At 72.4% G+C, this 26,232-nt stretch carries 20 protein-coding genes; 10 read left to right on the top strand and 10 right to left on the bottom strand.

Going from position 1 to position 26,232, the window contains the following annotated elements:
• Nucleotides 1-2: 2 nt before the first annotated feature.
• Complete coding sequence (locus KUV85_RS00635; protein ID WP_219961293.1) at nucleotides 3-374, bottom strand: hypothetical protein; 372 nt, start codon at nucleotides 372-374, stop codon at nucleotides 3-5.
• Between the two features lie 197 nt (nucleotides 375-571).
• Here KUV85_RS00635 and KUV85_RS00630 point away from each other — a divergent pair, with 197 nt between their 5' ends.
• Complete coding sequence (locus tag KUV85_RS00630; protein ID WP_219961292.1) at nucleotides 572-1,999, top strand: hypothetical protein; 1,428 nt, start codon at nucleotides 572-574, stop codon at nucleotides 1,997-1,999.
• Here the strand turns inward: KUV85_RS00630 and KUV85_RS00625 are convergent.
• From KUV85_RS00625 to KUV85_RS00615, 3 genes are read right to left on the bottom strand one after another with little or no spacing between them, the layout of a single operon-like run.
• The gene (locus KUV85_RS00625) at nucleotides 1,948-2,697 is read right to left on the bottom strand and encodes a helix-turn-helix transcriptional regulator (protein ID WP_219961291.1); all 750 of its coding nucleotides are present in this window, start codon (nucleotides 2,695-2,697) and stop codon (nucleotides 1,948-1,950) included. The two genes, KUV85_RS00630 and KUV85_RS00625, sit on opposite strands and share 52 nt — an antisense overlap.
• A gap of 23 nt (nucleotides 2,698-2,720) precedes the next feature.
• Entirely contained in the window at nucleotides 2,721-3,533 is an 813-nt protein-coding gene (locus KUV85_RS00620) for a hypothetical protein (protein WP_219961290.1), read from the bottom strand.
• Nucleotides 3,534-3,546: 13 nt separating this feature from the next.
• Nucleotides 3,547-7,821, bottom strand: a complete 4,275-nt coding sequence (locus KUV85_RS00615; protein WP_219961289.1) for a PKD domain-containing protein — start codon at nucleotides 7,819-7,821, stop codon at nucleotides 3,547-3,549.
• Nucleotides 7,822-7,968: 147 nt separating this feature from the next.
• Here KUV85_RS00615 and KUV85_RS00610 point away from each other — a divergent pair, with 147 nt between their 5' ends.
• Both KUV85_RS00610 and KUV85_RS00605 read left to right on the top strand, forming a co-directional pair.
• Nucleotides 7,969-10,095, top strand: a complete 2,127-nt coding sequence (locus KUV85_RS00610; RefSeq protein ID WP_219961288.1) for a hypothetical protein — start codon at nucleotides 7,969-7,971, stop codon at nucleotides 10,093-10,095.
• A 78-nt stretch (nucleotides 10,096-10,173) separates the two neighbouring features.
• Entirely contained in the window at nucleotides 10,174-11,187 is a 1,014-nt protein-coding gene (locus tag KUV85_RS00605; protein WP_219961287.1) for a hypothetical protein, read from the top strand.
• Here the strand turns inward: KUV85_RS00605 and KUV85_RS00600 are convergent.
• Genes KUV85_RS00600 through KUV85_RS00580 form a run of 5 tightly spaced genes read right to left on the bottom strand, consistent with a single transcriptional unit; the run spans nucleotide 11,173 to nucleotide 17,548 of the window.
• On the bottom strand, nucleotides 11,173-12,375 hold the full coding sequence (locus KUV85_RS00600; RefSeq protein WP_219961286.1) for a phosphotransferase: 1,203 nt from the start codon (nucleotides 12,373-12,375) through the stop codon (nucleotides 11,173-11,175). The two genes, KUV85_RS00605 and KUV85_RS00600, sit on opposite strands and share 15 nt — an antisense overlap.
• A gap of 1 nt (nucleotide 12,376) precedes the next feature.
• Nucleotides 12,377-13,678, bottom strand: a complete 1,302-nt coding sequence (locus KUV85_RS00595) for a ParB/Srx family N-terminal domain-containing protein (protein WP_219961285.1) — start codon at nucleotides 13,676-13,678, stop codon at nucleotides 12,377-12,379.
• A 2-nt stretch (nucleotides 13,679-13,680) separates the two neighbouring features.
• The gene (locus tag KUV85_RS00590; RefSeq protein ID WP_219961284.1) at nucleotides 13,681-14,568 is read right to left on the bottom strand and encodes a sulfotransferase family protein; all 888 of its coding nucleotides are present in this window, start codon (nucleotides 14,566-14,568) and stop codon (nucleotides 13,681-13,683) included.
• A complete protein-coding gene (locus KUV85_RS00585) occupies nucleotides 14,565-16,118 on the bottom strand; it encodes a lipopolysaccharide biosynthesis protein (protein ID WP_219961283.1) in 1,554 nt (517 codons plus the stop codon). The genes KUV85_RS00590 and KUV85_RS00585 overlap by 4 nt, the downstream gene beginning before the upstream one ends.
• Entirely contained in the window at nucleotides 16,115-17,548 is a 1,434-nt protein-coding gene (locus KUV85_RS00580; protein ID WP_219961282.1) for a hypothetical protein, read from the bottom strand. Before KUV85_RS00580 ends, KUV85_RS00585 begins: the two co-directional genes overlap by 4 nt.
• Before the next feature lie 376 nt (nucleotides 17,549-17,924).
• Between KUV85_RS00580 and KUV85_RS00575 the strand changes: the two genes are divergently transcribed.
• From KUV85_RS00575 to KUV85_RS00555, 5 genes are all read left to right on the top strand, one after another.
• Nucleotides 17,925-19,289, top strand: a complete 1,365-nt coding sequence (locus KUV85_RS00575) for a sensor histidine kinase (protein WP_219961281.1) — start codon at nucleotides 17,925-17,927, stop codon at nucleotides 19,287-19,289.
• A 9-nt stretch (nucleotides 19,290-19,298) separates the two neighbouring features.
• Complete coding sequence (locus tag KUV85_RS00570; RefSeq protein WP_219961280.1) at nucleotides 19,299-19,979, top strand: LuxR C-terminal-related transcriptional regulator; 681 nt, start codon at nucleotides 19,299-19,301, stop codon at nucleotides 19,977-19,979.
• Nucleotides 19,980-20,082: 103 nt separating this feature from the next.
• On the top strand, nucleotides 20,083-20,532 hold the full coding sequence (gene pssD, locus KUV85_RS00565) for a PssD/Cps14F family polysaccharide biosynthesis glycosyltransferase (RefSeq protein ID WP_219961279.1): 450 nt from the start codon (nucleotides 20,083-20,085) through the stop codon (nucleotides 20,530-20,532).
• Nucleotides 20,529-21,089, top strand: a complete 561-nt coding sequence (locus KUV85_RS00560; RefSeq protein ID WP_219961278.1) for a glycosyltransferase — start codon at nucleotides 20,529-20,531, stop codon at nucleotides 21,087-21,089. The genes pssD and KUV85_RS00560 overlap by 4 nt, the downstream gene beginning before the upstream one ends.
• A complete protein-coding gene (locus KUV85_RS00555) occupies nucleotides 21,086-22,516 on the top strand; it encodes an exopolysaccharide biosynthesis polyprenyl glycosylphosphotransferase (RefSeq protein ID WP_219961277.1) in 1,431 nt (476 codons plus the stop codon). The genes KUV85_RS00560 and KUV85_RS00555 overlap by 4 nt, the downstream gene beginning before the upstream one ends.
• Nucleotides 22,517-22,562: 46 nt before the next feature.
• On the opposite strand, the gene KUV85_RS00550 is transcribed toward KUV85_RS00555, so the two are convergent.
• The gene (locus tag KUV85_RS00550) at nucleotides 22,563-24,383 is read right to left on the bottom strand and encodes an aminotransferase class I/II-fold pyridoxal phosphate-dependent enzyme (protein WP_219961276.1); all 1,821 of its coding nucleotides are present in this window, start codon (nucleotides 24,381-24,383) and stop codon (nucleotides 22,563-22,565) included.
• Nucleotides 24,384-24,568: 185 nt separating this feature from the next.
• On the opposite strand from KUV85_RS00550, the gene KUV85_RS00545 reads away from it, so the two are divergent.
• Both KUV85_RS00545 and KUV85_RS00540 read left to right on the top strand, forming a co-directional pair.
• Entirely contained in the window at nucleotides 24,569-25,324 is a 756-nt protein-coding gene (locus KUV85_RS00545) for a CDP-alcohol phosphatidyltransferase family protein (protein WP_219961275.1), read from the top strand.
• Nucleotides 25,321-26,229, top strand: a complete 909-nt coding sequence (locus tag KUV85_RS00540) for a glycosyltransferase family 2 protein (RefSeq protein ID WP_219961274.1) — start codon at nucleotides 25,321-25,323, stop codon at nucleotides 26,227-26,229. Before KUV85_RS00545 ends, KUV85_RS00540 begins: the two co-directional genes overlap by 4 nt.
• Nucleotides 26,230-26,232: the final 3 nt, after the last annotated feature.

Raw genomic sequence — 26,232 nt, 5'->3', positions numbered from 1 at the left:
TCTCATCGCCTCGGGATCATCCGGACCGCTTTGTCAGGTCGTCCGACTGTGCAACTCTTCTCGATCTCCGGGTCGTCGAGCAACGGCTGGAGCGGTCCGAAGCCCGAGACCCGCGCGACCAGCTCCGCGACCACCGCCGCGGCATCGGCCACGGGTGCGACGACGCCGGTCAGGCTGCGCTCGTCGTGCTCGCGTACGACGCCCTCGGCCAGTCGGCGTACGGCGTCGACCTCGCGTTGTGGGTCCAGTCCCTCGGCACGGACCAGCCGTCGCAGCGACTCGTCCAGCTCCGACACCACGTCCTCGGGCGTCGGTGCAGCCGCAAGGGCGGCGTCTGGTTGCGGGGTCGCCGAGGGCGAGGAGAGCAGGGCCACCGTGAAGTCCCGAGATCGACATCAAGTTGCCCCTGCAACCTAAGTGAGCGCGCGCCGGACCGCCACCCCGAAGAATTCACCTGTGGACGGTGACCGAATCCGGCGAAACGGTGGCGGTGGGTCCCCACACTCCCCACAATGGGGGATTACCGCGGACGGGTCGCGGTCGAGACTTGGCGTTGGAGGTTCCAACGATCGTGCGACGCATTCAGCCACCGACGCCCCGTGCCCTGCGGCCCAAGCTCTTCTCGGCCGTCGCAGTCAGCACGGCCGCCTTCCTGCTCGCCACCTCCAGCCAGGGTCCCGGCGTGACGCTCGCCGACCAGGCGCCTCCGGCCGCCCCGGCGGCCCCCACCATCGTCGACGACGCCGCGCCGGAGGAGGTCGGGACTCCACCGCGCGGCGTCGTCGCGCCAGACCTCACACTGCCCGCCGTCGGCCTGCTCGACCGGTCCGCCGACGGCACCGCCGACGCGCCCTCCGTGGCGATCGCGGCCTACCTCCACGCCGCCGCGGTCATCGACGCCGCCGCCCCCGGCTGCCACCTCGACTGGACGCTGCTCGCCGGCCTCGGCGACGCCCTCACCGACCACGGCCGCCTCTCCGGCGACCACCGGCTCGACGACCGGCACCGCGTCCGGCCCGCCATCGTCGGCGACCGCCTCCGCGACGACGCCGGCCAGCGGGTCCCCGACAGCGACGCTGGCAAGCTCGACGGCGACGACCGGCACGACCGCGCCGTCGGACCGATGCTGCTGAGCCCGTCCGCCTGGCGCACCATCGGCGTCGACGGCGACGCCGACGAGCTGCGCGACCCCCAGGACCTCGACGACGCCGCCCTCGCCACCGCCGTCCTGCTGTGCAGCACCGGTGCCGACCTCACCGACCTCCGCGAACGCCGCGACACCCTCCTCGAGACCTACGGCGACGAGGCGTTCGTGATGCGCGTCCTCGCCCTCACGACGCAGTACGCCGCCACCCCGGCCAGCAGCGTCGTCCCCGTCCGGATCGACGCACCGGTGCCGGTGCCGCCGCCGACCACCATCGTCCGCGCCCGCCCCGTCGGGCCGACCGCGCCGGCGACGGGCCGGGGCGGTGACACCGACCCGAGCGACGGCGCCACCACCCGCCCGGTCAAGAAGCCCTCGACCAGCGACTCCGGCGGCAAGGACGACCGGGACGACACCCGCCCCCACGGCGGGAAGAAGGGCGCCAAGGGCGAGGACACCGGCAAGGGCCCGGACGGCACGAAGCCCCCCAAGCCACCGAAGGGCGACGGCGGGACCGGCCAGCCGACCCCGGGACCCGGTGAGGCCGACGGGGACGGCGAGGCGCCGACCTGCACGCCCCCGACCGACCCCGACGAGGAGCTCGACCCCGCCGAGGAGACCGCCGAGGACCCCGACGGCACCGACCCGACCGACCCCGACCCGACCGGGCTTCCCGCGACCGAGGAGGGCGTCGAGCCCGACCCGACCGAGGGCACCGAGGCTCCCGCCGACGGCGAGGAGTCACCCGAGGACGGCTCCGACGACGAGGTCGAGGGCGTCGAGGAGACCGACGAGGACGAGGATCACTCCTGCTCCGAGGCCGCCGACGGCCCCGGGGCGAGCCCCTCGTCGTGACCCAGGCTCGTCGCGTGCTGCAGGACGGCGACCGCGGCCAGCTGTGAGGACACGTCCAGCTTGCGCAGGATCGCCTTCACCTGGCTGCGCACCGTCCCGATCGTGACGCCACCGGTCTCCGCGATCTCGGTGACCGTCCGTCCGGCCCGCAGCTCCTGGAGCACCTCCAGCTCGCGCGGCGTGAGCGTGGTCAACCGGTCCATCAGGGCTCGCCGCGAGGCGGAGGACTCCATCCACTCCTCGATCAGCGCGTCCCGGTCGGCCTGCGACATCACGGACTCACCGCGGCACAGCCGCGACAGCGCGGCCGCCAGGGTCTCCAGGCTGGTCGTCAGCGACATCACCGCCGACGCACCCGACGCCAGACCGCCTCCCCACTCCGGGCCGGGCGGCGTACCGGTCAGCAGCAGCCACCGGTGCTCGCGGAGCTCGGCGAGCGTGCGCATCGCCGAGACCAGCTGCACCGGCTCGGGCAGCTCCTGCAGCAGCACGGCGGCGTGGGGGGAGAAGGCACGCAGCCGCATCCCGAGCTCGCGGATCTCCGCGGTGCTCCCCGGGAGCGGCACGCCCATCACCTGGAACCCCCGCCGCGACAGGGCGACACGCAGCGAGTCGCCGGTGAGATTGAACTCGGCGACCACCGCGACCCTCCCGAGCGGTCGGCGGCCCTGTCGGCCCAGCGCCGACACCCTCCCCACCCTGGTCCCCTCCCTGTGCAGGCTCACGACAGGTCTCGGTAGAAGACGCCGTCGATCGTGCCGTTGAACTGGTCGGTCGACTTCTCCGGGATCGTGCCGTCGCTGCCGACCTTCGCGCCGATGGTGAGTGCCTCGTCGTGGCTGAACTCCACGACACCGGTCCGGCGACTCACCGAGGCGGTGCTGACCTCCTCCCCCGCCTCCAGGTCCTCCACGCGCAGGCTCACCACGTCACCGCGGCGGCTGCACTCCACCAGGAACCAGTGCTCGGTCGGCACCGGCTCCTCGAGCTTGACCAGCGCCTCGCCGCCGGTGCCCGCGATCCGGCACGACGGGACTCCGCCGTCGAGTTGCACCTTGTACTGCGCGTCGCCGGAGAAGAGGCCACGTTGCAGCAGGTTGTTGCCGTCGTCGTTGCCGCTCCCCTCCGACTCCGTGTCGAGGTTGAAGCGCGCACCGAAGGAGAAGTCCCCGTCACCGGGCTGCAGGACGTCCTCGTCCCCCATCGGTGTCACCACCAGGGCCGCCGCCGGCGCGCTCGCGGCACCGGTGTGGACCGGCATCTCCGCCGCGCCACCCGGGGCACCGGAGCCCAGTCGGACCCGTCCCCCGTTGTCGGTCGTCACGGTGATCCGGACGCGGGCCGAGCCGCGGTTCTCCGCGCGGGACAGCACGGTCCCCACCTCGGCCACCACGTCGTCGAACTCCAACGCGAGCAGCCCCGGCTCGGCCACGGCGAACCGCGCCTCCGACGCGACGCCCTGGGCGGTCCCGCCCACCGCGCACCCTCCCAGCAGGAGGGCGGGGAGCGTCAGACCGAGGAGTCGTGGATTCATGCGTGCCCGGTCCTCACCCAGCTCCGATGACGGCGGTCAGGGCGACCACACGACGTACCGAGGGATCCGACGTCGCGACCCCACCCGACTGCGCACCACCCGCAACCGGACCCGTGTCAGCAGTCATCGACGTGATCCGACCACCACCAGCACCATCCGAACCCCCACGCACCTCATAGGAACCCGGCGCCGACCACGCCACCGCATGCGACGCCTTCGCCGCCCACGAACTCACCACCCAGTCACCCGGACCCGTCGACACATCCGGCACCGCATGCGCCGTCCCGTCCGCAGTCAAGATGTCCGCACCCGAATCACTCACCGACGCAGCACCACCCGACCCCCGATGCGCCGTCACCGTCAGGTCAGCCTTCGCATACCCATCCAGGCTCACCACCACCAGCGACCCCGCATCCGACGCCGTCGCCGCACGCGTCCACAACCGACCCTGCACATTGCTGCCCGCGACACTCTCCAACGGCGTCCACCCCGCCGGATCCGCCACCGACACCCCCTCGGTGTTCACCGCCATCGACAACAACAACCGGTCACCGGCCTGCACCCCACCCGGCACGAACACCGTGTGGTCCGCCGCATTCGTGTTGCTCGAATCGCTCCCCACGAACGACACCGCAGCCACCGGACCCTCCTCCGGATCCGCCTGCTCCGTGGCCGAACCCACCGCACCATCGTCATCAGTGACCGTCAGCTCCACCGTCCGCGGCCCCGCATCCGCATACGTGTGCGACACCGACGCACCCGACCCCGACTCCCCATCACCGAAGTCCCACGCATACGACGCCACACTCCCGTCCGCATCCGAGGAACCCGAACCATCGAACGAACACGTCAACCCCAGACACGACACCGAGAACGACGCCACCGGCGCCTGGTTCGGCGTGCCGCCGCCCCCGCCGCCGGCGGGGCTGACGACGGCGGTCAGGGCGACCACACGGCGTACCGAGGGATCCGAGGTCGCGACCCCACCCGACTGCGCACCACCAGCAACCGGACCCGTGTCAGCAGTCATCGACGTGATCCGACCACCACCAGCACCATCAGTCCCCGCACGCACCTCATAGGAACCCGGCGCCGACCACGCCACCGCATGCGACGCCTTCGCCGCCCACGAACTCACCACCCAGTCACCCGGACCCGTCGACACGTCCGGCACCGCATGCGCCGTCCCGTCCGCAGTCAAGATCTCCGCACCCGAATCACTCACCGACGCAGCACCACCCGAACCCCGATGCGCCGTCACCGTCAGGTCAGCCTTCGCAAACCCATCCAGGCTCACCACCACCAGCGACCCCGCATCCGACGCCGTCGCCGCACGCGTCCACAACCGACCCTGCACATTGCTGCCCGCGACACTCTCCAACGGCGTCCACCCCGCCGGATCCGCCACCGACACCCCCTCGGTGTTCACCGCCATCGACAACAACAACCGGTCACCGGCCTGCACCCCACCCGGCACGAACACCGTGTGGTCCGCCGCATTCGTGTTGCTCGAATCGCTCCCCACGAACGACACCGCAGCCACCGGACCCTCCTCCGGATCCGCCTGCTCCGTGGCCGAACCCACCGCACCATCGTCATCAGTGACCGTCAGCTCCACAGTCCGCGGCCCCGCATCCGCATACGTGTGCGACACCGACGCACCCGACCCCGACTCCCCATCACCGAAGTCCCACGCATACGACGCCACACTCCCGTCCGCATCCGAGGAACCCGAACCATCGAACGAACACGTCAACCCCAGACACGACACCGAGAACGACGCCACCGGCGCCTGGTTCGGGGCCGAGTTCTGGCCGTCCTCGTCCTGGGCCAGGAAGTAGTCGCGCGCGCCCCACTCGACGCCGTCGGCGCCGGGCCCGGAGACGGTCGTGGCCGTGCCGGCGACCGGGGCACCGGAGGCACCCTGGTGCTGCCAGTCGATGCGGCGCAGGTCCCCCGACGAGGTCGCCCAGAACAGCTGCGAGGCGGTGCCGAAGAGACCGCGCACCTCGGAGTAGTCGATCTCGCCGGTGCTGCTCGCCGCCACCAGGCGCTTCGCGCCCACCACGCCGCTCTCGGAGGTGAAGTAGCGGTAGTGGAGGAAGTCCGATCCGGCGAGGGTGTAGTAGATGCGGCCCGAGTCGTAGTACAGGCCGGTGAGGCTCCCGATGTCGGAGCGCCAGTCGGTCAGCGCCACGATCTGGTCGGCCCCGTCGACCGGCTGCGGGGCGCCGTACGCGTTGCCGTCGAAGGTACGCCGCGTGAAGATGCCGTCGCTCGTGGCCGTGTAGAGCCACCCGTTGAGCATGAACGCACCACGGACCTGGTTCCAGTCGATCCCGCCCCCGGGCACGGCCTGCGCCTCACCCACGGTGGTCTCGGTCATCGGCCGCCGCTCGATCGCCCCGTCCTCCGGCTCCACGGGGGGCACGTCGGTGCGCACGATCTCGATCGCGTTGATGAGCGGGTTCTCCACGAGGTGGAAGAGGTCGATGTCGACGTTGCCGTCGCTGGTCACCGCGAAGGACCGCATGGTGCCGACGTCGTCACCCACGCTGGCCACCAGGTCGAGGTCGTTGAGCACCCGCGTGCCGTCGATGTCGACGTGGAAGCGGCGCTCCCCCACCTGGTCGGTGCAGTCACAGCGGTTGGCGAAGTACAACCGCACCTCCAGCGGCGTCCCGGACGGGACCGAGAAGTCCCACTGCTGCTCCGGGGCCGAGGAGGGGTCCCACCGCTCGGTCGAGAAGACCTCCGACGGCGTGCTCGAGGGCACCGTGCCGTCGACGGTCGGGACCGGGCCCCAGCTCGCGATCTGCTGTCCGCCGTTGAGGTGCGGGGAGGGAGTCCCGGCCGTGTCCGCCTGCCAGACCGGACCGATGGGGGCGGCGATCTCGGGGCCACCCGCGTTCACGCGGTAGAGGATGCTCGGGTCGGGGACACTTCCCGTCCTCCCCACCGCGTAGAGGTCGTTGGGCAGCCCAGGCGTGGACACGGCCGGGACGTCGGGGCCGTCGGATCCGAGCAGCGCGATGCGACTGCGCAACTGGAAGTTGCCGATCCGATCGGTGTCAGAGGCGACCCACAGGCCGGCCGCGGTGCGCAGGAAGTCGAAGACCCCCACGCCCTTGGTGCGGCCCGGGTTCCAGGAGTACGGGAGGCCGTTGACCGGGTCGAGGGCGGCGATGCCCTCGCGACCCACGGCGCCCTGGCCCGGGTTGTCGCCACGGAAGGGGTTGTTCTGCCAGCGGAAGTGACCGCCCACGTAGACGGCGGTGTCGGTCACCTCGACGCCGTAGGTCGTGTCGCCGCCGGTGTAGTCCACCCAGGACGGCTGCACGTCGGTGCCGACGGCATCGGTCTCGAAGCGGGCGCTGGTGTCGCACGGTCCGTTGCTGCCGCCGTACGCCCCCGTGGTGGTGACCACGAAGAAGCGGCCGTCGGGCGAGAAGTCGACGTCGCGCATGTAGGTGTCGAAGGAGCGCGAGCAGGTGGCGGTGTAGAAGTTGGTCCGGAACGAGGCCGGTGCGGCGGACGGACCGCTGGTGTCCAGTGCGAGGAGCTGGTGGTTCACGACGCCGTCGAGGGTGTCGAAGTTGCCCACGGCCACGAGCCGGTCACGGTCGGGCGAGTGGTCGAACTTCAGGACCTGGGTGTTGCCGTCGTTGTGGTTGCCGTCCAGCACCAGGCCCATGTACGGCACGTGGTCGCCCGACCCCGGGTCGACGGTGGCCAGCGCCCGCTGCGCGGTGCCGCCGACGTGGGTGAAGGCGCCGCCGATCCAGAGCCGGCCGTCCACGAGCGCGGTGTCACGGATCTGACCGGTGATGTTGCCGGCGTCGAAGCTGGAGACGACGGAGCCGTCGGAGATCCGGACCCGCGCCAGGTTCTTGCGCGCGACGCCGCCGATGGAGCTGAAGTTGCCGGCCACGTAGACCGTCGCCCCGTCACCGGCGGAGAGGACCTTGTGCACCACGCCGTTGGGGTTGGGCACGAAGCTGTTGCTGATCTGTCCCGAGTCGGCGTCGAAGGCGAGCAGGTTGGCTCGTGACAGGGTCGACTGGCTGTTGTTGTTGCGGGCCGTGCTGAAGGTGCCGCCCAGGAACATGGTGTCGCCGACCTGGGTCACGGAGTACACCCGGCCGTCCAGGACGTGCGGGGTGCCGTTGACGGCCGAATCGCTGACGAGTTGGCCACCGGGTGAGTCCTCGGCGGAGGCCGGCGGTGAGGCGGCCAGCACAGCGACGGCCAGGAGCAGGGAGAGCAGCGAGACGACGGTCTTGGACATGGTCGGGATTCCTTGCGTGAACGAGGTCGGCCGCCGCGGCCGATCTCTCGCACGATAGGACCGCTCGCGGGCGCCGAACGGGCTCCGACCGGCAAGATCACCGATATCGGTGACGGCCTCCCGACGGGTGCAGGATTGGCTGGCTCCATGCCGATGACCAGGTCCCCGTTCTGGCAGTCGGCTGCGCCCCTGGCACTGCTCACCGTGGGGCTTCCGGTCTGGTGGGTGCTGGGGATCCAGGCGTTCCTCCCGCTGGCCCTCGCCGCCGGCATGGCGTGGTACCTGATGCGCCGTGACACGCGGGTCCACGTGCCGCCTGCGGCCGCCTGGTGGCTGCTCTTCCTGGTCTGGGTGGTGCTGGGCTGCGCCCTGCTGTGGTCCGACGCACCGGGTGCCGTCGACGGCGGCGGCGGCCCCGGGCGACCCATCGTCTACGGCTACCGCCTCGCCTGGTACCTCGCCTGCACGATCGTGCTGCTGTGGGTGGGCAACAGCTCGCGGGCGCGCCTCCCTGACCGCACCGTCCACGGCCTGATCGGCGTGCTGTTCGTGGTCGCGGCCGCCGGGGGCCTCCTCGGCCTCGCGGTCCCCCAGCTGGAATTCCGCTCCGCCCTCGAGTCCGTCCTCCCCGGCGGCCTGCGTGCCAACTCCTTCGTGAGCTCCCTGGTCCACGTCGAGGTCGCCGACGTGCAGTACGTCCTGGGACACCCCTCACCGCGCCCGAAGGCGCCCTTCGCCTTCACCAACACCTGGGGCAGCGTGCTGGCGCTGTCGGTCGTCTTCCTCGTGGTCCGTGCGATCAGGTCGGGCGCCCGGACCCGGCTCGCCGTGGCCGGGGTGATCGCGGTGGCACTCGTGCCGGTCGTCCACTCGCTCAACCGCGGCCTGTGGGTCTGCCTCGGCCTGGGCGCCCTCGGCGCGGTCGTGCTGGCCGTACGCCGCATGCGCGCCGACCGTGCCGTCCTGCTGGTCGCCGGCGCCGCCGTCGCGGTGGTGATGGTGGCGCTGAGCCCGCTGAGCAACGTCGTCTCCGAGCGACTGGACAACCAGCACAGCAACGATCGGCGGGGACAGCTGCTCGAGGCGACCGTGTCCGCGGTGTCGGAGGGTTCCCCCGTCGCCGGCTTCGGCACGACGCGCGACGTCGAGGGCAGCTTCGCCTCCATCGCCGGTGGCGCGACCCCCGACTGCCCGGCCTGCGGCGTACCCCCGCTCGGCACGCAGGGCCACCTGTGGCTGGTGCTGTTCTCCCAGGGGTGGCTGGGCCTGGCCTTCTTCCTGACCTTCCTCATGTCGTGGCTGTGGCGGTCCTGGCGATGTCGCACCCTGAACGAGACCGTGGCGACCTTCGTGCTGGTCTTCTTCGCGATCCAACTCTTCGTCTACGACACCCTCGGCCTGCCGCTGATGCTGGTGATGGTGGCGATCGGGCTGGTCTGGCGCGAGCAGCGCGAGGCGGCCACGACGCCACGGACGACGGCACAGCTGCTCGCCCGCGGACGGCAGGTCGTGCCCGTCGCGGTGACACTGGCCGTCGTCGGCGCCACGCTGGGCTGGTTCCTCACGCCCGGCGGCGACGACGTCGACCACGTGAGCGAGGCGCGCATCGCGCTCACCCCCGTGCCCGTCTACCTGGCCGCCGGTCTCGGCACCGCCGAGGAGGCGGGCCCGATCGCCGGCGCGCGGGACATCACCATCGACACCGAGGCCGCGCTCGTGCTCTCCGAGCGGACCCTGCAACCGGTCGCGGTCCAGCAGGCGGCGAACGGGGGCCCCGACACCGACGACCTCCGCGAGGCACTGCAGGTCACGGCCGTGCCCAACACCGACCTGCTGGTGGTGCGGTTCCGGGCCGCGGACCCCGCGGTCGCCCAGCAGGGCGCCGAGGAGGTCGCCGACTCCTACCTCGCCTCGCGGCAGGCCTACCTGGAGCGACGACGCCAGTCGCTGGTCTCCGAGCTGCGGGGGGTCCTCAAGGAGCTGCCGACCGGTGACCCGGCCGCGATCCGGGTCTCGGAGCAGCTCAACGTCGCGATCAACCGCCTGCTCGCCGACAAGCAGTCCGTGGGCCGGTTGGTGCGGGTCGTGCCCGCCTCCGCGGAGTCCCCCGACCGGGCCGTCACGACGGTGTCGGGCCTGGGTCTCGGCCTGCTGGTGGGCGTCGCGCTGGCCCTCGCGGCGCGACTCCGACCGGTACGAGAGGAGGTGACCACCGCACGCCGGCCACGTCCCCGTTGGGGACGACCGGTCCTCACGCATCCCCAATATTGGTGAGAAACGACGGTCCCCGGGCACGTCGGTGGTTACTGTGCGCCCTGATCACAGTCACCCGACAGTCTCGGAGGATTCGCCATGCCGGGTCGCCGCCTGCTCATCGTCGCCCTGCTGGCGACCCTGCTCCTCTCCTCCACCAGCGTCGCGGGCACCGCGTCACCGCCGGCGGCATCCACTGCCAGCGCGGCCGGCCAAGCCGCCCAGGGCGCGGCCGCCCTCCAGGCTTCCGGCGGACGGCTCACCAACGACTGCCGCGTCAGCCGACGCGGCGTCCCGCGCTGCGGTGGCTACCTCGGCATGGCCTACGGCGGCAACGCCGACCCGAGCCGGCTCGAGCGTCGCGTCGGCCGCCTCGGCGTACGCCGCACCTTCTTCCGCCACGACCAGATCGGTGCCGCGGTGCGGACCGCCCGGGCCGACGCCGCGGCGGGTCGCCTGCCCTGGGTGAGCTTCAAGTTCCCGCACAAGTGGTGGCGGATGGCGCGCGGTGACGGCGACGCCTGGGCACGCAAGGTCGCCCGCTCGCTGAAGCGGGTCGACGGGCCGGTCTGGGTGGCCTTCCACCACGAGCCCGAGGGCGACGGGTTCCTGCGCAAGTGGCGCAAGACCCAGGAGCGGCTCGCACCGATCGTGCGACGGAAGGCGGGCAACGTCGCCTTCACGGTGATCCTGACGGGTTGGCACCAGTTCTACGGCAAGTCGTCACGCTCGCTGAAGCGGATCTGGCCGCGCGGCACCAAGATCGACGTCGCCGGCTTCGACATCTACAACGCCCACGGCCTGGTGAAGCGGGGCAAGCGACTCGGACCGACCGACATGGACGGCGACTACTTCGCGAAGATCAGCCGGTGGGCCAAGCGCAAGGGCGTGCGCTGGGGGCTGGCCGAGACCGGCTACACCGACTACGCCGCGCGACGGACCCCGCAGTGGATCGATCGCACCCATCGCCGGTTGGTCAAGCGCGGCGGAGTGGCGATGTCCTACTTCAACTCCAAGCTCAACAGCGTCGCCCCGTGGCACCTGGAGATGCCGGTGAAGGAAGAGGCCTTCACCGACGCGCTGGAGGGCACGGCCCGGCTACCGGTCTCCTGACCACTCCTGCCACGCGGTGAGGAAGCTGGCTGCGCGGTCGGCGATGGCCGTGCCGCCGGGTCCCTCGGCGAGCGGGAGGTAGCGGGCGTTGATCGCCGCCAGGTAGGCGCCCACGACCGTGTCCGCCTCCCCCTCCCGCAGGTCCAGGTGACCACGCGCCCGGGCGGCGCCGCGCGCGACGGCGGCCGGCGTCTCGCCGTCGGCGACCGTGTGGACGTTGACGGCGTAGTGGACCACGTCGAGTCCGGACGGGACGCCGACCTCGAAGCGCTCCCAGTCCCACAGGCTCAGGCCGCGCCGGTGGCGCGCCATGTTCCACGGCGTCCAGTCGCCGTGCCAGGCACTGACGGGCAGCGCCGTCGTCGCGGTGGAGGCGAGTCGATCCGCACACTCCAGGGCGCTGCGCCGCTCGCGGCGACGCGTGACCGACGCCAGCCGCTCGACCACGTCGTGCCACCACGGCAGGTCGCCGAGGCGTCGGGAGGGCGCGGCGAAACGGCGGTCGAAGGTGCGCATCCACGACGTCGGGATCCGACGACGGTCCCAGTCCACGATGGCCCCCGGTGTCGGCACCGAGGTCATCACCAGGACCGGTGCGCCGCGCCACGTCGAGTGGTGCAGCACCCGTGGCACCTCGATGCCCGAGCCGGCCAGCGCCCGCACCTGCTGCAGCGCGGCCGCCTCGGCGGTGACGCTCTCGCGGGCGACCGGCCCCAGGCCGACCTTGACGAAGCCCACGCGACGGCCGCGGAGGTCGAAGGCCTCCAGCACCGGCTTGCGGTTCACCCGGTCGGTGCCGATGCCCAGGGCGAAGACGAGCGGCAGCCCGAGCGACTCCTCGAGGTGATCCTGGAGGGAGTCGTCCGAGGGTCCACGCACCTGCACGCGGTCGGCCAGCGCGCGTACGCCGCCCACGCGCAGGAACCGGGACGCGGCCAGTCGGGTCGCGACCTCCCCCGCGCCGGTGGCGGCACTCGCCCGTCCCATCGCACCCGCCGCCGCGGCGGCCGGGGCGACCGGGATCGCCATCCGCGGCGAGCGGGCGCTGGGCGCCAGCGCGAACTCCGCGCGGACGTCACTCCCCCGCGCGTGCCCGTGCACCAGCCGCACCTCGGCGTGCGGCCACAGGGCCGCGACGGTGTCGAGCAGCGGGGCCGGCGGCCCGTCGCGGAGCACGACGGGCCGCATCTCACGCATCCCGGACACAGGCGAAGAGGTGGCGGCCGTAGTTGCCGGAGTACGGCGGCCGGTCGTCACGGTCGGGACCGAGGTCGATGACCTTGTCGAAGCTGGTCTCGCGCTCGAGGAAGGACTGCACGGCCGCGGTGTCCCACCCGGCGAGCGAGCGACTGAACCACCGCTCGTGCTCCTGGCCGGTGTCGATGAAGAGCACCGAACCGGTGACCTTGTCCAGCAGCCGCAGCAGGCTCGGTGCATCCACCACGCCGCGCCCCAGCACGAAGTGGTGCAGCAGGCTGAAGCAGGACACGACGTCCCAGGTGCGGTCGGTGCCACGGAGGAAGTCGACGGCGTCGGCGGTGATGATCTGGCGGGGGTCCAGCCCGTAGATCGCCGACCCCAGGGTCGGCGCGAGACGGTCCCGCTCGATGCCCTCGGCCTCGTGCCCGAGGTCCCCCATCGCCGCGACGAACCAGCCGTAGCAGCTGGCGACGTCGAGGTAGGTCGAGGAGTCGCTGCCGGCCAGGAATCCGGCGATCGACTCCAGGCGGTCCTCACAGCCCCGCACGGTCGGCCACTGCTCCAGCTCCGGCGCGTCGATCGGCTGGTAGAGCTCGCGCTCCCCACCGATCCAGGTCATCTCCTGCAGCAACGACTGCAGCGGCGTGCGGACACCCATGCGGTTGACCTGGACCGGGATCGTCTCCTCACCTGCGAGCCCGAGCGCCGCGACCCGGTGGTGGCCGTCGACGACCTGGTAGCAGTCGGAGTCGAGCACCGGGCTCACCCGGATCGGCATCCCCCGCGGGCTCTGCCGCGGCTTCCGGGGCCCCTCGACCTCCTCGCCCTTCGCGCGGGCGATGAAGTCCCGGGCCACCTCCACGATGCCGGCGTCGTCCGTCGCGGAGAAGTACTCCCCCGTCAGGGCGATGCACCGCCGCGCGAGGGTGGCGTACTCGGAGGCGAGGATCTCGGTGTCGTCCAGGTCGCGCTGCAGCGCGCGGGCGAGCAGGTCGGCGTGGGGACCGTCCATCACCCGTCGCGAGGACCACATCAGGTCATCGGTCGCGGCCGCGAAGGCCTGCGCGGAGCGCTGGCCCTGGCCGCCGAGCAGCAGCTTGTCCACCGGCACCCGGGTCAGCTCCCCCCGCCACGCCAGTCGACCGCTCAGTCCGCTGCGCACCGACTCCGGCATCGGGGCGTTGCGCGCCCCGGTGTAGCCGGCCGCGGCCACGCGGTGCACCCCCGAGGACCACCGCCGCTTCCATCGGTCGAGCTGGGGCCGGGGTCGACCGGTCAGTTGTGATGCCATGCTCATTTCTCCCTCCAGGCGGGTGGACGTCCGAGAAGTTCGGTCAGCGGTCCCTCGCGGGTCTCGAACCAGGTCGAGAGCTCGCGGGTCAGTCGGTCGGGCAGCGGCGTACCGGGCTCGGCATTCCATGCCCGGACCGGTCCGGGGTGCCAGGGCGTCAGCCCGAGCCAGTCCTGGAGCGCCGCGAACTCCCCGGCCGGGTCGGCGAAGAAGCGCTCGGCCTCGATCAGGTGGATGCGGTCGCGACCGACGGCCTCGACGAAGCGCGCCAGCTGCGGGCCGTAGTCACTGCGGCCCCGGTAGGAGTGGTGGCGGTGCTCGTAGCTGCAGTGGTGCGGGTCGGTCAGGAGCCGCTCGGCCTCGCCACGGGTCCGCTCCTCCTCCAGCGCCAGCGCGGACTCGAACGGCTCGGACTCGAACCCCCGCGAGAACTCGTGGCGGTACGCCGAGTGGGCGCGCGCGACGGGGTCGCGCAGCATCACCACCACTCGGGCGTCGGGGAGGTCGCGGGCGATCCGCTCGGCCGCGAGCGGGTGGAACAGGTAGTAGCCGCTGCACTCGAAGGACCGGGGCGCTGCGCCGCTGGTCACCCGACGCGCGACCCAGCGCAGCGGGAAGTGGGCGCGGTACCACCGCGGGCCGCGGTGGTAGTGGTCGTCGAAGTAGCCCGTGCCCTTGGACAGGGTGGGGCGCACCAGCTCCGGGTGCTCCTCCAGCAGGCGGAACAGCGTCGTGGTGCCCGAGCGCTGGGCGCCCACCACGATGACCGAGGGCGCGAGGCGCCACCGCGCCGTGAGCATCCCCCAGCCCAGTGCGGTCGCACGCACCGCCCGCACCAGCGGGTCCGGGAGCCTCCGGCGGGCGCGCTGCACCCAGCGTCGTGGGTTCATCGACGGCCTCCTCGACGTCGGGCCAGGGCCGCCCACAGGTGGTCCAGCTCGAGCTCGGCACGGAAGCGGCGCAGCGCGGCCAGGTACGCCGCGCCGGCGACCACCACGGCGACCACGACGCCGAGCAGGCTGCCCGAGGACAGCTGGCTGATCACGACCAACGGGGCACCGAGGCAGAGGATCGGCAGGGTGCCGGCGAGCAGCAGCTGGCGGCCGACCGAGCGCACCCCGAGGCCCCGATTGACCTGGTGGTAGGCCAACCCGCAGCGCAGCAGGACGGCGGCTGCCCAGGCGACGGCGGCGCCGACCAGGCCCCACCGCGGGATGAGCAGCACGCACAGCGTGATGTCGGTGACGAGCGCTGCGACGGCGTTGGTGGCGCTCGCGCGGCTCCGGCCCGACATCAGCAGCAGCGTGTCGACGGGGCCGGTGGCGACGGCGACCATCATCGCGGCCGCCATGATCAGCACGGTGGCGAGCGCTCCGTCGACGCCGGCGATGTCATCGCCGAAGATCGCCAGGTAGGTGCCGGCCAGCGCGGCCACCGACACGTGCAGGGGCCAGGCCAGCACGATGCTCCAGGCGCTGGCCACCCGGTGCACCTGTCGCAGTGTGGTGGTGTCCTCACTGATCAGGATCGCGGTGAACTGCGGCTGGAGCACCTGCTGGATCGCCTGCACCGCGAGCTGGCCGAGCGGCACGAACCGTGTCGCCGCCGTGTAGACCGCTGCCGTCGCGGGAGAGATCAGCGCGGCGACCAGGATGATGTCGAGCTTCTGCATGCCCAGCTGGGCGACGCGGGAGATCCCCGGCAACCAGGTGAAGGACCAGAACTCCCGCGCCACGCCGGAGGTGTCCGCGTCGGTCACGCTCGCTGGGGGCGCCACCTCGCGGCGCCGCCGCAGGGTGCGCCGCAGTGCCGCCAGCGCCAGTGCCGCGGCGACCAGGTACGCCGCCGCCCAGGCCGCGGCGAGCCAGGCGAGGCCACCACCGAGCGCGAGCACCAAGCAGGCCAGCAGGAGCTGGAGTCCGGATCGCACCACGCGGTCGACCAGCACCGTGCTGCGGATCTCGCCGAAGGCCCGGGCCGCCGCGAGGGCGAGCTCGGCCGCTGCGGCACAGGGCAGCACCGGCGCGACCACACGCAGTGGCGCGACGCCTGCCTCCCCGAGCCCGGCCCAGGCCGCGATCGGCCCGGCGAGCACGAAGAGGGCGGCGCCGGCGACCGTGGCCGTGAGGAGGACCGGGACCGCCGCCGTCCGCAGCGTGGCCGCCACCGCCTCCGGGCGACCCGCGGCCTCGTGGCGCAGCAGGAATCGTCCCAGCCCGGCGCCGGTGCCGAGCGCGGCGACGCCCTCGACGATGAGGAACATCGAGGTCACCGCGAAGAACGTGCCGGCTACGTCGGCGCTCACGCCACGGGTGATGACCGCGACCAGCGCGAAGCCGGACAGCGCGGCCGCGACCGCGCCCAGCAGTCCGAGGAAACCGCCGCGGGCCACGCGGTCCAGGTGGGTGCGTGCCGGTGCCGCACGTCCCAGGGTGGTCACCGTCCACCCCAGCGCGCGGGTGACCGGCCGGCGTCGTACACCGCACCGACGACGGGGACGCCCGCGGCGCTCGCCACGGTCGTCGCCGCGTCGAGCTCGCCCAGGGTCGAGCAGCGCCGCACGATCCACGGCAGGACGCAGTCCACGTGCGCCAGGAGCTGGTGGGCACCGGGGTCGGAGAGGTCCGGGCCGGAGACGAGCACGAAGTCGGCGCGCTTGCGCAGCTCGTCGAAGATCGCCCCCATCGTCGGGCCGCCGACGAGGTCGGGCAGGTCCTCGGGGACCACCCCGGCGCCGACGTGCAGCCGGTGCAGGTGCGGTCCCTGCACCGCGAGGGCGTCGTCGATGCTGGCCTCGTCGCGAAGCACCTCGCGCAGTCCGAGGAGCCGCGAGGGCAGCACGGAGGCCGGGTCGGTCCCGGCCTGCGGGTCGAGGTCGACGTGGATGGTCTCCCACCGCGACCGTGCGAAGCAGGCCGCGAGCTCGGCGGCCTGCGTCGCCGTCATCGGAGAGCCCGCGCTCGTGCCCGCGGCGAGGCACACCAGGGGTCGCTGGGGTGCGGCGACCAACAGTCGCGCGCGGACCTGGGTGAGGTCGTCGGGCGTGCCGAGCACCTCGTGGTCCGCGGCCTCCAGGTCGGCGCGACCGTCGACGACGTCGCGACGGCGTACGCGCGCGGCGGTGAGGCCGACCGCCATCGCCACGCCGAGCAGGGCTCCCGCGCCGGTCGCCCACACGGTCGCGGGCAGCGGACCGGCCGCGGCCGCAGCCGCGGGGGTGATCACCTCACCCGGCTCCACCGCGGCCGAGCGCACCGTGGCCTGGTCGGTCCGCAGCTGCGCCAGCTGGGCGCTGAGCACGTCGATCTGCTGCTCGACCCGCGCCCGGGCCGGCGTGCTCGGCGTGAGCGACGCGAGCTGGTCGAACGCGGCGGCGAGGCTCTTCTCCGCGGTGCGCTCCTGCTCGGCCAGGTGCGCACCCTGGTCGAAGAGCGCCGAGGTGGTGCGCGTGGCGCGGTAGTCCAGGTAGGAGTCGGCGAAGGCCTGGGCCCGCGCCGTCGCCACCTGCTGGTCGGGGTGGGTGACGGTGATCCGGATCAGCTGGGTGTTGGCCGGCACCACGGTCGAGACACTCGCCAGGACGTCGTCGGCCGTCACCCCGGTCTCCTTGCGGGCCACGGCCTCGGCCACGGCGTCGGCGGTGACCAGTTCCGACTCGGTGGTCAGGTTGACCAGGTCGTCACCAGTCCCCGGGCTGAACGGGTTGCCCTCGCTGGGATGCACCAGCACGACGGCCTCGGCCTCGTGCATCCGGTCCGCCGAGCGGCCGTAGACGTAGCCCGCGCCGGCACCGGCGACCCCCAGGAGCAACGTCAACACCGCCCCCCAGCGGATCCACCGGGCGGCGCCGGAGCTCACGGACGATTCCATGCTGTCCCCCTACTGAACGTGAGGGCGACATGGTGACCACGACGGCGGCGGCCACGGGTCGCCCGTCGGGAGAAACCCCACAAATTGGGGACAACCCGCCGGGGCACCGGGCGCAGGGCGCACGCATCCGGCCGAGAGGGAGAACAACGATGCCGGCCGTCCCCAGTTATGGGTATGACCCCCATAAGTGGTGACAGATCGCCGATATCGTCCTAATATCTCTCGGGTGGACAGGGGAAACCCGCCACGGGGGGAACAGAAGACCACGGCTCAACTGGGAGTGATCCACCGGCGATTCGGGCCACGCCGGGCACTGCGGAACGTCTGTGTCCGCGGTCTCCGCACCCTTCGTCAACGGCGGAACAAAGTCATTCTCATGGCAGGAGCGCCCGTAGCGCTCCTGATCACCATGCTCGTGTGGGCGAGCCAGGAGACGACCACGGGTCTCTCCGATCCGGGCCCGGTGTGGATGTGCTTCAACCTCGCGGTGCTCGCGAGTGCGGTGATGCTCATCTGCCGGTGGTTCCTGCTCGGTGAACCCGGATCGGCCTGGGCTGCCGCGGCGCTGCTGTGCATGGGGGTCTACCTCCAGCCGCTGCTCGCGCCGCCGTCGAGCTCGTGGTCGACACCACTCTCGGTGGTCGACCTGCTCGCGATCGTGGCGATCGTGGCGATGGTGCGCGCCGGCGTACGCCGCGTGCCGGCGATGGGCTGGCGCCAGCCGCTCATGGTCGGCATCGGCGGCGGCCTGGCACTGGCCGGGATCCGGGACCTGTGGGAGTGGTTCGGCCCGACGGTGCCGGTGTGGGCCACCTTCACCCTCATCGCCGCCGCCTTCCCGGTCGCGGCGGGCGTGTGTGCCAACGCCGCGCCGCACACGCTGCGGAGCATCCCGCGGACGAAGGCACGCGTCTTCATCGCGCTGAACCTCTTCGGGGTCTTCTGCTACCACCTGCTGCCGCACGCGGCGCTGTCGCCGCCGGCCGCGACGATGACCGTGGCGCTGTCGGTCGGCATCGGCTCGGCGCTGCTCGTGGTGCTCTCCTCGCAGTTGCTCCACGACGCGTTCCGGATCCACGCACGGCGCCTGGTGGCACTGACCGATCGGGCCGCGAGCGCGGAGACCGCCGCCCACCAGGGCGAGGAGATGCTCCACGAGTTCCGTGCGACCGTCGCCGGCATCGACTCCGCGACGCGCCTGCTGTTGCAGTCCTCCATCCACCTGCCGCCGGAGCACCGCGACTCGCTCCAGCGCATGCTCGAGGCCGAGCTCACGCGGTTGCAGGCGATGATGCAGAGCGATGCCGCACGGGCCGCGGCGGAGATCGAGGTCGTCGAGCTCGACCAGCTGCTCGAGCCGCTCGTCGTCGCCCAGCGCAGCCAGGGCGCCACCATCGAGGTGGCACCGACCGGCCTCACCGCCACCTGCTCGGCACTCGAGCTGGCCAAGGCGGTCCACATCGTGCTGTGCAACGCCCGCCAGCACGCTCCCGGCGCCACCGTCACGATCACGCCCGAGGCGGACCACGAGACGGTGACGTTGCACATCCGCGACGACGGACCGGGCATCGCGCCCGACGTCCGGTCGACGCTGTTCACCCGCCGTGGCAAGGCCAAGGACTCCTCCGGTGAGGGGTTGGGCCTGTTCTCCGCCCGTCAAGCCATCCGGCAGCAGGGGGGCGAACTGGTGCTCGAGCACTCCTCGAGCGGCACCTCGTTCGCCATGGTCCTGCCACGTTGAGGAGTCAGCATGGGACGACACACCGGTAGCCGCATCACGATCGTGGAGGACCACGTCCTCTTCGCCGAGACCCTCGCGGTCGCACTCCAGGTGGAGGGACACGAGGTACGCCGCATCGCCCTGGAGGGCGAGCACCGCGACGTGTCGAGCCTGTTGCCGCTCGTGCTGCGCACCCGACCGACCATGGTCCTGCTGGACCTGGACCTGGGCAGCCACGGCAACGGCATGCGCCTGGTCGAGCCGCTCGTCGCCGAGGGCATCACGGTCATCATCATGACCGGCAGCGGGGAGCCGGCGCGGTGGGGCGAGTCGGTCGCGCTCGGGGCGCGCAAGGTGATGTCGAAGGCGACGCCGCTCAACGACGTCCTCGCCACCATCCGCCGCATCAACGAGGGCCTGCCCGTGACCACGGTCGAGGAACGCGGCCAGATGGTGCGGGCATGGCACCGGGAGCGCCACGAGGTGCGCGATGCACGGTCCCGGATGGAGCGCCTCACCCGGCGCGAGTCCGAGGTGCTGGCGCACCTCATCGAGGGACGCCAGGTGCGCGAGATCGCCCGCCACAGCGTCGTGTCCGAGGCGACCGTGCGCACGCAGGTCAAGTCGATCCTGGCCAAGCTCGAGGTGTCCTCCCAGGTCGCCGCCGTGGGCGTCGCGCGACGCGCCGGGTGGGTGGCAACGCCCCACTGAGTCGGCCTTTTCGCCGATTTCGGGCATGCCTGTCCGCACCGCCGATTCCTAGGGTTCAGGTCATCGGCAATCCCGCCGTCGCGCGAACGTTGGGACCTGGGACATGAAGATTCTGCTGGTCTGCTCCTCCGGGGGCCACCTGGCGCAGTTGATGCGCCTGGAGCCGTGGTGGGCTCCCCACGAACGACGGTGGGTCACCTTCGAGACCGGGGACGCGACGAGCAAGTTGCAGGGCGAGGACGTCACGTGGGCGCACCACCCGACGACCCGCAACGTGCCGAACCTGGCGCGCAACACCGCCCTGGCCTGGCGCCTGCTGCGCACGTGGCGGCCGGACGTGATCGTCTCGACCGGCGCCGGCGTCGCGGTCCCGTTCTTCTGGCTGCACCGGATGTTCGGCGCGACCACGGTCTACCTCGAGGTCTTCGACCGCATCGACTCCCCCACGCTGACCGGGCGGCTGTGCCAGCCGGTCACCGACCTGTTCCTGGTCCAGTGGCCCGAGCAGCAGCGGCTGTACCGGTCCTCGGTCCTGTTGGGCGGTGTGTGGTGATCGCCGTGGAGTGGGACCGGCCGGGCACCGACGTACGCCGTCCCCTCGTCGCGGTCTTCGTGGGCACCGACCACCACCGCTTCGACCGGCTGCTGTCGTGGGTGCGGGACTGCGCCGCCGAGGGCTGGGCGGAGTGGTTCGTGCAGCACGGCGCGACCCCGTGGCACCCCACGGCCGGCACCGGGGGTCAGGACTACCTGGACCAGGCGACGTTGGACGGGCTGCTGGAGCGTGCCGCCGCCGTGGTGACGCACGGGGGGCCGGGGATGATCATGGACGCCCACCTGGCCGGCCACGTGCCGGTGGTGGTCCCCCGCGACCCGCACCACGGCGAGCACGTCGACGACCACCAGGTCCGGTTCACCGAGCGCCTCGCGCTGGGTGGCGGCATCCACCGCACGCTCACGGAGACCGACTTCCGCCGCGAGGTGCACGCCGCCATCGGCGCGGGACACGCCTCGGTGCTCGACCGCGGCCCCGACGCCACCACGTGTCGCCGCTTCGGCGAGCTCGTGGCGGCCACCCAGCAGCGACGACTCACCCACGCGGGCCGATGACCCTCGCCGGCCTCGGACCCCAACTGCTGCCGGGTGCGCCGGCGGTCCCGCGGGTCTCGATGCCGCGACCGTCCCGGCGCCTGCGCACCAGCGGGGTCCGCACGCGGTCGACCGAGCGGGTCCTGGCCGACGTGGTCGCCGCCGCGACGGGCAGTGTGGTGCTGGTCTGGCCGGGCTGGGTCGCGGCCGTGTCGGCGACCGCGGTCGTCCTCACCGTCTCACTCGTGATCGGCTGGGTCGCCCTGGTCGCCAGCGTCGGCGGCTACCGGGACCGGCTGGTCGACGCCTGCCGCGGCGAGACCCGCACCGTGCTGTGTGCGGGGGTCCGGCTGACCGTCCTCGCCGCCGCGGCCGCCTGGTTCCTGCTGCCCACGGTGCCCCGCCCGGCCGTCATCGGGGCCGTCGCGATGACCGTTGCCGTGTCGACCGCGCACCGACTGGTCGTCGGTGCGACCGACCGCGCCCGGCAGCGCACCGGCCGCGCCACGTCGCGGGTGCTGGTCGTCGGCCACGACACCGCCGCACAACGCCTCGTCCGGGAGCTCTCGCGCAACGCCCGCGGCCCCGTGGGAGTGGTCGGGGTGTGCGGCCCCGACCCCGAGCTCATCCCCGTCCAGGCCGAGTCCCTCGAGGTCGACGGCGTGATCGTGCTGCCGTGCCCGCACCTCACGCCGGCGGCGACCCGCCGGCTGGCGTGGCGCCTCGCCGAGGACGACCGCCACCTGCTGCTGTCCCCCGGCCTCACCGGGGTCGGCGTCCAGCGCGCCTCGGTCGCGACGTTGGAGGAGCTGCCGCTGGTGCACGTGCGCCACACCGAGCTCACCAGCGTGCGTCGCACCGTGGCGCGGTGGTGTGGCCGTGTCGCCGCGGCGAGCGCGCTGGTGCTGCTCTCACCGCTGCTGCTCGCCGTCGCCGTCGCGATCCGGTGGGACTCCGCCGGTCCCGCGGTGTTCCGGCAGACGCGCGTGGGCCAGCACGAGGTGCCGTTCACGATGTACAAGTTCCGCACCATGCGCACCGACGCGGTGCAGCAGCGCGACGACCTGGCCGACCTCAACGAGAACGACGGCGTGCTGTTCAAGATGCGCCAGGACCCCCGGATCACCCGGCTGGGTCGCTTCCTGCGCCGCTACTCCCTCGACGAGCTGCCGCAGCTGCTCAACGTCGCGCGCGGCGACATGGCACTGGTCGGTCCCCGGCCGCCGCTGCCCGAGGAGGTCGCGCAGTACGCCGACGACGTGCACCGGCGCTTCGCCGTGGCGCCGGGCATCACCGGCCTGTGGCAGGTCTCGGGCCGCTCCGACCTCGACTGGGACGAGAGCGTGCGCCTCGACCTGTCCTACGTCGACAACTGGTCGCCGCTGCTGGACCTGAAGATCCTGCTGCTCACCGTGTCCGCCGTCTGCGGCCACCGCGGCGCCTACTGACCGCCGTTGAGCCCCGGATCCGCCGATCCGGGGCTCAACGGACCGCTCAGCGGACCGAGGCCAGCACGCCGCGGAGGGCGCCGATCATGACCTCGTTGTCGACCTCGTCCCGCACCGCGATGCGCACGTACGCCGCCCCGTCACCGAAGCCGGGCTTGCCCCCGCAGTCCTTGACCAGGATGTCGTGCTCGTTGAGCAGCCGGGTGACGACGCTGCGGCTGGAGACCCCGTCGGGCAGCCGGCAGAGGAGGTAGTTGGCCTGCGAGGGCACGACGTGGAGGTCGCGGATGTCGTCGAGCGCCTTGGCGAAGCGCTCGCGTTCCGCACGCAGCTCCGCGCAGGCGTCGACGTACTCACCGCGGTGGCGGCCGATGACCTGGAGGAAGTGCTCCCCCATGGAGTTGATGTTCCACACCGGCAGCCGCTCCACGACGCGGCCGAGCAGGTCCGCGTCGCGGGTGGCCATGACGCCCAGCCGTGCCCCGGGAACCCCGTAGCTCTTGCTGATGCTCTTGAGGACGACCAGCGAGGGGTGGTCGTCCAGGACGCCCTGGCGCAGCAGGCTGGTGCAGTGGGTCGGGTCGGTGAAGTCCACGAAGGACTCGTCAAGCACGATCCGCTTGCCGGTCTCCTCGGCGAGCTCCAGCAACGCCACCACCTCCTCGGCGGTGAGGCAGCGCCCGGTCGGGTTCTCGGGGTTCACCAGCACGAGTGCGTCCACCCGCGCCAGCAGCTCGGCATGGTGGTCGAAGCCGGTCTCGAAGTCGGCGCCGCCTGCCTCCTTGGTCACCACCTGGGCATGCGGGAAGCGCTTGAGGTACTCCTCGAAGGTCGGCACGGTGACGCCGACGCGTCCGGCGTCGAGCACCTCGCCGAGCGTGGCGATGAGCTCGGCGGCCCCGTTGCCGACGGTGAAGCAGGCGGGGTCGCCGTCGAACATCTCGGCCGCGAGCTGGGCCTGCACCTGCAGGCTGGAGGGGTAGTCGGCGAGCAGGTGGCGCATCGAGCGGCCGAAGTCCTCGTACATCGCCTCGGTGGGGAACCAGGGGTTGACCAGGTAGCAGTAGTCCAGCACCTGCGGGAACCGCCAGAACCCGCCGTGACGGCGCAGGAAGTATTCGTAGCGCTCCTCGTGCGGGGCGAACAGCGTCTCGGCGATGCGGTAGTCCTGCAGGTCGTCGATCTCGTACCAGCGCTCGTCCACCGGCATACCGACCAGGCCGCCGTGGTCCAGCCCGGCGATCACCCGGAGCACCTGCTCGTAGTACTCGTTGACGCCCACGGACCGCACGTAGGCCTGGAGGAAGGGGAGGTACTGGTCCTCGAGGAAGCGACGGGAGAACTTGTAGATGTTGACGGTCTTGTAGAGGTCCTCGGCCGAGCGTGGGTCGACCCGGTGGGCGGGCACGAAGGACTCGATCTGCCGGTCCGGCCCGAGGGTGACCATGGTGCCGTTCATCCAGGACTCGCGCGCCGCGACCGCCACCACGTCCGGCGCCGGGTGGTTCACCAACCGCTCGATGATGCGGGCGTCGTAGATCAGGTCGCTCTCCAGCAGCAGCGTGTCGTCGCTGACCAGCTCGGCCGCGGCCAGGTGCAGGGAGTGGATGTTGTTGGTGGTGGCGTAGTCGGGGTTGTCGACGTAGTGCACCGGCACGCCACGGTGCTCGGTCCCGACGGCCTCGCGGACGCCGTCCGCGCGGTGCCCCACCACCAGCACGATGCGCTCGACGCCGTGCTCGACCAACGCGTCCATGCTCCGGTGCAGCAGGGTGCGCCCGTGCACCTCGACCATGCCCTTGGTGCGGTCGCCGGTGAGGCGCCCGAGTCGGCGCCCCATCCCGGCAGCGAGGATCACAGCTTGCATGAGAGGCCCCCGTGGGGTGGTGGGTCGATGGCTGACTCCCGTGACGCTAGGTCCGCCCGAGGACGCCGAACATCGCCCAAATCGGTGAGTACAGCGCCACGGGCGGTCGGGTTCGATGGCGTGGTGGCCCTGCGACGACCAGCGGCGCAGCGCGGCCACGGACACCACACGGAGGCGATTGGGCGATGAGTGCTGAGGCCCCTCGGATCGGCCAGCCACTGACGGAGTTGTGGACGCACTTCGCCGTGGACCCGCTCGGGCAGCCCCTGGCCCGGCGCCTCGCCGGCATGGGGGCGGTGACCCCCAACCGGCTGACCGCGGTCGCGCTCACGCTCGGCGTCGCGGCGGCCGCGTGCTTCGCCACCGGACGCCTCCGCACCGGCGGTGTGCTCTTCCTCCTCCGGTTCTTCGTCGACTGCCTCGACGGTGCCGTCGCCCGCCTCCAGGGCACGTGCAGCACGCGAGGCGCGTTCTTCGACCTCGGCGCCGACGTGATCGGCGTGACGGCGGCGTACGCCGCGCTTGGGTGGTACCTGGTGGACGCCGGACACCTCGCGTTGCCGTGGCTGCTCGTGCTGCTCGGCCTGCTCGGGATCTACAACTGGCAGCTGGGCTACCGCAAGCGCCTCGCGGCGCGCGCCGGCCTCGGCACCGGCGGCTCCGCACACGCGTGGAGCCCGTCGTGGACGCCGCTGCGGCAGTGGGTCGGCTACTGCGAGCGTCACTCGGTCTCCGCGGTGCCGTGGGCGGTGGAGGCGGAAATCGCGACGCTGGGCCTCGCCCCGCTGCTGGTGCCGACGGCGCACCTGCCGTGGGCGATCGTGGTCGCGCTCGCCTTCTACGTGGTGGCCGACCTGCTCAACGCCCGCCGGATCTGGCGCATCGCCGACCACCTGGACCAGCACCCACCGAGCGTGGCGACCGAAGGAGTGGCCCCATGAGCCGACCGAGGATCGACGTGGTCATCGCGACCCGCAACCGTCCCGAACTGCTGCGCCGCGCCATCGCCGGCGTCCTCGCGCAGGACGTGGACCGTGACCTCACCTGTCACGTGGTCTTCGACCAGTGCGAGCCCGACCAGGGCATCGCCCACGAGTCACCCGGCCGCTCGGTCCGGGTGCTGACCAACACCCGTTCCCCGGGTCTGGCCGGCGCCCGCAACAGCGGGATCCTCGCCGGCGACGGCGACCTGGTCGCCTTCTGCGACGACGACGACGTCTGGGCGCCGGGCAAGCTGGCCGCACAGGTCGCGCTCCTGGACGCCGAGGGCACCGACTGCTGCGTCACCGGCATCACCGTGGAGTACGACGGCCACGCGGTCGACCGGGTCCCCGAGCCGCACGAGCTCGAGCTCGCCCACCTCGCCCGGCACCGGGTCATGGCGGCCCACCCCTCCAGCGTGGTGGTCCGGCGCCCGGCGCTCCTCGGCCCGATCGGCCTGGTCGACGAGGAGATCCCCGGCAGCTACGGCGAGGACTTCGACTGGCTGCTGCGCGCGGCCGAGGTCGGCCGGGTCTCGGTCGTGCCGCGACCGCTGGTGCGGGTCCACTGGGGCGGGTCCCAGTTCTCGCGGCAGTGGCAGACCATCGTGGACGCCATCGAGTACTCCCTGGACAAGCACGCGGTCTTCCATCGCGACCCCCACGCCCTCGGTCGGCTCTACGGGCGGCGCGCGTTCGCACTGGCCGCGCTGGGCCAGCGCGCCGAGGCGCGGCGAGCGGTGGTCTCCACGCTCCGGGTCGCACCCCGCGAGCCGCGCGCCTACCTCGCCGCATCGGTGGCACTGCGGATGGTCAGCGCCGAGCGGCTGCTGGACCTGGCCCACCGGCGGGGCCACGGCATCTGAGCC

Origin of the sequence: Nocardioides panacisoli, from assembly GCF_019448235.1 — a bacterium.
GTDB lineage: Bacteria > Actinomycetota > Actinomycetes > Propionibacteriales > Nocardioidaceae > Nocardioides > Nocardioides panacisoli_A.
The sequence above is the reverse complement of the archived record's forward strand: the minus strand, read 5'-3'. Positions and strand labels throughout refer to the sequence as shown.

Bases quoted from the DNA above. Each gene is read 5' to 3' on its own strand.
- KUV85_RS00540 (WP_219961274.1), top strand. From the start codon at position 25,321: ATGAGCCGACCGAGGATCGACGTGGTCATCGCGACCCGCAACCGTCCC.
- KUV85_RS00615 (WP_219961289.1), bottom strand. From the start codon at position 7,821: ATGTCCAAGACCGTCGTCTCGCTGCTCTCCCTGCTCCTGGCCGTCGCT.
- KUV85_RS00605 (WP_219961287.1), top strand. From the start codon at position 10,174: ATGCCGGGTCGCCGCCTGCTCATCGTCGCCCTGCTGGCGACCCTGCTC.
- KUV85_RS00610 (WP_219961288.1), top strand. From the start codon at position 7,969: ATGCCGATGACCAGGTCCCCGTTCTGGCAGTCGGCTGCGCCCCTGGCA.
- KUV85_RS00595 (WP_219961285.1), bottom strand. From the start codon at position 13,678: ATGGCATCACAACTGACCGGTCGACCCCGGCCCCAGCTCGACCGATGG.
- KUV85_RS00575 (WP_219961281.1), top strand. From the start codon at position 17,925: ATGGCAGGAGCGCCCGTAGCGCTCCTGATCACCATGCTCGTGTGGGCG.
- KUV85_RS00550 (WP_219961276.1), bottom strand. From the start codon at position 24,383: ATGCAAGCTGTGATCCTCGCTGCCGGGATGGGGCGCCGACTCGGGCGC.
- KUV85_RS00580 (WP_219961282.1), bottom strand. From the start codon at position 17,548: ATGGAATCGTCCGTGAGCTCCGGCGCCGCCCGGTGGATCCGCTGGGGG.
- pssD (WP_219961279.1), top strand. From the start codon at position 20,083: ATGAAGATTCTGCTGGTCTGCTCCTCCGGGGGCCACCTGGCGCAGTTG.
- KUV85_RS00590 (WP_219961284.1), bottom strand. From the start codon at position 14,568: ATGAACCCACGACGCTGGGTGCAGCGCGCCCGCCGGAGGCTCCCGGAC.
- KUV85_RS00545 (WP_219961275.1), top strand. From the start codon at position 24,569: ATGAGTGCTGAGGCCCCTCGGATCGGCCAGCCACTGACGGAGTTGTGG.
- KUV85_RS00620 (WP_219961290.1), bottom strand. From the start codon at position 3,533: ATGAATCCACGACTCCTCGGTCTGACGCTCCCCGCCCTCCTGCTGGGA.
- KUV85_RS00570 (WP_219961280.1), top strand. From the start codon at position 19,299: ATGGGACGACACACCGGTAGCCGCATCACGATCGTGGAGGACCACGTC.
- KUV85_RS00600 (WP_219961286.1), bottom strand. From the start codon at position 12,375: ATGCGGCCCGTCGTGCTCCGCGACGGGCCGCCGGCCCCGCTGCTCGAC.
- KUV85_RS00555 (WP_219961277.1), top strand. From the start codon at position 21,086: ATGACCCTCGCCGGCCTCGGACCCCAACTGCTGCCGGGTGCGCCGGCG.